This window comes from Kineococcus siccus, from assembly GCF_009906795.1.
GTDB lineage: Bacteria > Actinomycetota > Actinomycetes > Actinomycetales > Kineococcaceae > Kineococcus > Kineococcus siccus.
The window spans coordinates 1-5,197 of the sequence record NZ_JAAALN010000265.1 but is presented as its reverse complement, the minus strand read 5'-3'; the positions used below and the strand labels follow the sequence as shown (position 1 = coordinate 5,197).

The 5,197-nt window shown below is 73.9% G+C and carries 5 protein-coding genes; 2 read left to right on the top strand and 3 right to left on the bottom strand.

Annotated elements, in window-relative coordinates:
• Both GTR02_RS19695 and GTR02_RS19690 read left to right on the top strand, forming a co-directional pair.
• On the top strand, positions 1-1,216 hold a 1,216-nt coding region (locus tag GTR02_RS19695; protein ID WP_338073944.1), incomplete at its 5' end, for a cysteine protease StiP family protein.
• Entirely contained in the window at positions 1,213-2,028 is an 816-nt protein-coding gene (locus tag GTR02_RS19690) for an HAD family hydrolase (protein ID WP_166609180.1), read from the top strand. The genes GTR02_RS19695 and GTR02_RS19690, both read left to right, overlap by 4 nt.
• Positions 2,029-2,032: 4 nt before the next feature.
• On the opposite strand, the gene GTR02_RS19685 is transcribed toward GTR02_RS19690, so the two are convergent.
• The 3 genes from GTR02_RS19685 to GTR02_RS19675 all read right to left on the bottom strand — a co-directional run.
• Positions 2,033-2,950: a carbohydrate ABC transporter permease gene (locus GTR02_RS19685; RefSeq protein WP_166609179.1), complete on the bottom strand. Its 918-nt coding sequence runs from the start codon at positions 2,948-2,950 to the stop codon at positions 2,033-2,035.
• A complete protein-coding gene (locus GTR02_RS23460; RefSeq protein ID WP_166609178.1) occupies positions 2,950-3,897 on the bottom strand; it encodes an ABC transporter permease subunit in 948 nt (315 codons plus the stop codon). The genes GTR02_RS19685 and GTR02_RS23460 overlap by 1 nt, the downstream gene beginning before the upstream one ends.
• Positions 3,898-3,922: 25 nt before the next feature.
• Positions 3,923-5,197: ABC transporter substrate-binding protein (locus tag GTR02_RS19675; RefSeq protein ID WP_205709660.1), on the bottom strand; the 1,275-nt coding region annotated here is incomplete at its 5' end.

The following is a 5,197-nucleotide window of genomic DNA, read 5'->3' as shown; positions in this document are numbered from 1 at the left end:
CCGACCCCCCGGAGGCGTCCCCGTGACCGCCGCACCGCCCACCGCCGCCTCGGCCGGGCCGCTGCCCGACCCGCTCGTCGGCCCCGTCTTCGGCTCCTACGCCCCGGACGAGGTGAGCTGGCTGCTCACCGACCTGTCCGGCGTGGCGCTGGAGGCGCCGGCCGAGGAGCGCGAGGAGGCCGTGCAGTCCGGCGGCGCCCACTACGCCGAGTCGCTGCCCGTGGAGTTCCAGCCGAGCCCCGAGTACCAGGCGCTGTTCGGCGAGGCGCTGCAGCGCTCGGCGCGCCGGGTCGCCCTCGGGGTCGGCGTGGTCGCGGAGCTGCTGCGCCGCGAGCGCGGCGACGCCGTGGTCCTGGCCTCCCTCGCGCGCGCGGGCACGCCCGTCGGCGTCCTGCTGCGGCGCGCCGCCGCGCGCTGGGGCCTCGACTGGCCGCACCACGCGGTGTCCATCGTGCGGGGGCGCGGCCTCGACGAGGTGGCGCTGCGGTGGCTCGCGCGCCACCACGACCCGGCGCGCGTGGTGTTCGTCGACGGCTGGACGGGCAAGGGCGCCATCGTCCGGGAGCTGTCGCAGGCGCTGCGCGAGGCGGGGGCCGCGGGGGCGGGCGGGTTCTCCGACGACCTCGCGGTCCTCGCCGACCCCGGCGCCTGCGTGCGCACGTTCGGCACGCGCGAGGACTACCTCGTCCCGTCGGCCTGCCTGAACTCCACGGTGTCCGGCCTGGTGAGCCGGACCGTCCTGAACGACCGGCTGCTGCGGCCCGGGCAGTTCCACGGCGCGAAGTTCTACGCCGGGCTGGCCGGCGCCGACGTCTCGGGGGAGTTCCTCGACGCGGTGTCCGACCGCTTCGACGAGGTCGCCGCCGAGGTCCCCGCCGCGGCCGACGCCGTCCAGGCCGGCCCGCGGGAGCCGACCTTCGCGGGGTGGGCCGCGGTCGAGGAGCTGTCCCGCCGCTACGGCATCGGCGACGTGAACCTCGTCAAGCCGGGGGTGGGGGAGACCACGCGCGTGCTGCTGCGCCGCGTCCCGTGGCGCGTCCTCGTGCGGCCCGAGCGGGACCTCGGCCACCCCGGCGACCTGGCGCACGTGCGGCTGCTGGCCGACCAGCGCGGCGTCGCCGTCGAGGAGGTGCCGGGCCTCGCCTACAGCGCGGTCGGGCTGATCCACCCCCGGTTCACGCGGGGCGCCACGGGCGCCGACGGGCGGGCGGTGTGAGGCTGCTCGCCGCGAGCGACCTGGACCAGACCCTCGTGTTCTCCGAGCGCTCCGCCGCGCGCGACGTGGCCGGCCTCGTCGCCGTGGAGGAGTACGAGGGGCGCACGATCTCCTACGTGACCCCCCGGGCGTGGGACCTGCTGCGGGAGCTGCTGGCCACGGGCGACTTCGTGCCCGTGACGACCCGCACGCCCGCGCAGTACGCGCGGATCCGCTGGCCCGCAGCGCCTCCCGCGTGGGCGGTGTGCGCCAACGGTGGCGTCCTGCTCCTCGACGGCCGGCCCGACGCGGCGTGGTCGGCGCAGGTGCGGGCGAACCTGGCGGCCGCGCGCGCGCTGCCCGAGGTGCACGCGGTCCTCGCCCGGCTCGCGGCCGAGCTGCGCGCCCTCGTGCCCGGGTCGGCCGACCCCGCGGTCCGCAGCGTCGAGGGGCTGTTCGCCTACGTCGTGCTGCGCGAGGGGCAGCGGCCGCCGCTGGAGGGGGCCCGCCTGGGCGAGCTCACCGCCCTGCTCGACGGCTGGGGCTACGGCGTCTCGCTGCAGGGCCGCAAGCTGTACGCCGTGCCGCGGGCGCTGACGAAGTCCGCCGCGGTGGCCGAGGTGGTGCGCCGCCGCGGGGCCGCGGGCTTCGTCGCCGCGGGCGACTCCCTGCTCGACGTCGACCTGCTGCTCGCGGCCGAGCGGGGCTGGCGGCCGGGCCACGGGGAGCTGCTGCGGGCCGGCTGGGACGACCCCGGCGTCGTGCTCGTGCACGACACCGGGGCCGCGGCCGGGGAGCGGATCGCCGAGGAGCTGCTGCTCGCCGTCCGCTGAGGTCCTACTTGATGGCGCCGCGCGTGACGCCCGACATCACCCAGCGCTGGGCGAAGACGTAGACGAGGATCGTCGGCGCCATCGCCATCAGGTAGGAGGCGAACGCCACGTTGTAGTCGGTGGAGAACGCCAGCTGGAAGATCTTCTGCACGACAGGGATGGTCTGCAGCGTCTGGTCGGCCGTGATCAGCGACGGCATCATGTAGTCGTTCCAGCTCGCGAGGAACGCGAAGATCCCGACCGTGGCGTTCATCGGGGCCAGCAGCGGGAAGATCAGCCGCCAGAACACCTGCCACGTGCTGGCGCCGTCCATGCGGGCCGCCTCCTCGAGCTCGTTCGGGATCGAGCGCAGGAACGCGGAGTACAGCAGCACGCTGAAGGACAGCTGGAACATGACGTGCAGCAGCGCGACCCCGCCCGGGTTGGCGAGCCCGAGCTCCGCGGTCAGCTTCACCTGCGGCAGGGCGACCACCGGGAACGGGATGAACATCGCGGCCAGCAGGTAGACGTAGGACCACCGGAACAGGCGGTGGTCCCAGTTGCGCACGATCGCGTACGACGCGCACGAGGCGAGCAGCAGCACGCCCGCGACGCTGGCGGCGCTGACGGCCGCGGACACGAGGAACGCGCGGGCGAAGCCGGTCAGGGTCCACGCGTCGACGAAGCTGCCCCAGTTCAGCGGCGACGGCAGGGCGAAGCCGGTGCCGGCGACGGCCTGCTCGGGCGTCTTGAACGCCATGACGACCGCGAAGTACAGCGGCACGAGGACGGTGAGGCCCGCGAGCAGCAGCAGGAGGGTCAGGCCCCAGCCGCGGCCGCGCCGGCGGCGGCCGACGACCTCGAGGGGGCGCTGGGGACGGGCGCCGCGCGAGGCGGCGGCGGCGGAGGCGGAGTTCACGGACGCGGGGTCGACGGTGACCATCAGAGCGACACTCCTCGGCGGCGGATGATCTGCAGCTGCAGGACGGAGATGACGACGGTGAGCACGAAGAAGATCACCGCGTTGGCCATCTGGTAGGCGTAGTCGCCGCTGGTGAAGCCCGTGAAGATGGTCATCGCCACGCTGCGGGTGGCGGTGCCGGGGCCGCCGTCGGTGAGGCCGACGATGATGTCGTAGGCGTTGAGGAAGTTCTTGAACCCGAGCACGGTGTTGATGACGACGTAGCCCGACACCAGCGGGAGCGTGATGCCCCAGAACTGCCGCCACGCGGTGGCGCCGTCGAGGGCCGCGGCCTCGTAGACGTCCTCGGGCACCGCGAGCAGCCCCGCGAGGTAGATGATGAGGGCGCTCGGGACCGCCTGCCACGCCGTCACGAGGACGACCGCGATCCAGGCGAGGTCCGGGTCGGCCAGCAGGCTCTGCTCGAGACCCGTGAGGCCCAGGGTGGAGGCCAGCGCGGGCAGCGACGTCGAGAACAGGTAGTTGAAGACGAAGGCGATGACGATGCCCGAGACGACCATGGGCAGGAAGAACACGCCGCGCAGCGCCGTCTTCAGCTTGATGCGGGCGTTGAGCCCCAGGGCGAGCACGAGGGCCACGACGTTGACGAGCACGACGGTGACGATCGAGAACCCGATGGTGAACCCGTAGGACTGCAGGACGTTCGGGTCGGTGAACAGCACGGCGTAGTTGGCCAGGCCGATGAAGCGCCACTCACCGAACCCGACGTAGTCGGTGAGGCTGATGACCGCCCCGGCCAGCGCCGGCAGCGTGATGAACACGGTGAAGAGCACGACGGCGGGCAGCAGGAACAGGTAGGACACGCGGTCGGGGCGGCGGCGCGCCGGGCGGGTGCGGACGGCGGGGACGTCCTCGCGCGCGCGCGAGGCCGCCCGCCCGCGGGGGGACGGTGCCGAGGTGGTGGCCACGATGACTCCTTCGGTCGTGGGCGGGTCAGGCGGCCGAGCGGGCGGCGAGCCGCGCCCAGTCCTCGTCGATGCGGCGCAGCAGTCCGGCGCCGTCGCCGGTGCGGATCGCGTCCTGCAGGTAGTTGCCGACCGGGATCGACTGCGGGACGTAGGTGCTCGCGCCCTGGTAAATGCGGCCCGCGTCGAGGGCGGGCTGCAGGCCGACCACGCGCGGGTCCTGCAGGGGGGCGGCGTCGAGCAGGGGCGACGTCGCGAGGTTGTCGGCGTTGTAGCGGGCGATGACCTCGGGGCTCATGAGCCACTGCAGGAAGGTGCGCGCCGCGGCCTGGGACGGCGACGCCGTGGGGATCCACAGCGCCAGGTCGAGGTTCACGCGCGCGGCGGCCTGACCGGGCTCCTCCGTCATGGGCAGCGGGAACGTGCCCAGCGGCAGGGCGGGGTCGACCTTGGTGACCTCGCCCAGGGCCCACGGGCCCTGCAAGTACATGGCCGCCTCGCCGCGCCCGAAGGCCAGGTTGCCGTCGGCGTAGGCCCGGCTCGCGGAGTCCGCGTTCGCGTAGGAGGCCAGCTCCACCATCTTCTCGGCGGCCTCGGCGAACACCTTCGTGAACGAGACGTCGGCGTCCGGCCCGGCGTCGGTGCCCTGGGCGCGCAGGTCCTCGAAGAAGCCCGCGACGTCGACGGCGCTGCCCGTGCAGTAGTCGAAGAGCCCCTGCTGCAGCGTCCAGACCTCCTGGGCCGTGAGGTACAGCGGGGTCACGCCGGCGGCGCGGAAGGTCTGGCAGGCCGCGATGAGCTCGGTCCACGTCTGCGGCACCGCGACGCCGTTCTGCTCGAACAGGCGCGCGTTGTAGATGACGCCCGCGGACGTCACCGAGTACGGCAGCACGTTGGTCTCGCCGTCGTTGCGGGCGAACTGGTCGACGAGCGACTGGTACTGCGGGTCGACCTGCTTGGCCTCGGGCAGGTCGGAGAGGTCGGTCAGCACCCCCGTCGAGACGTAGTTGCCGACCTCGAGGTTGTAGTTCCACGCGGCCAGGTCCGGGGGTTCGTTGCGCACGAACTGCGGCACCAGGGCCGTCTGCGAGGAGTCGTGGACGGCCTCGACCCGACCCTGCGAGGCGTTGAACTCCGCGACGAGCTTCGCGAAGTACTCGATGACCTCGGGCTTGTTCTGGAAGAAGCGGACCGGCGTGCGGCCGGCCGCGGTCGTCGGGTCGCCGCAGCCGGCGAGCGCCGCCGTGGCGAGGCCGGCGCCGGCGGCGCGCAGCAGCGTCCGGCGGCTCGGGCGGGGTGGGGT

Bases quoted from the DNA above. Each gene is read 5' to 3' on its own strand.
- GTR02_RS19685 (WP_166609179.1), bottom strand. From the start codon at position 2,950: ATGGTCACCGTCGACCCCGCGTCCGTGAACTCCGCCTCCGCCGCCGCC.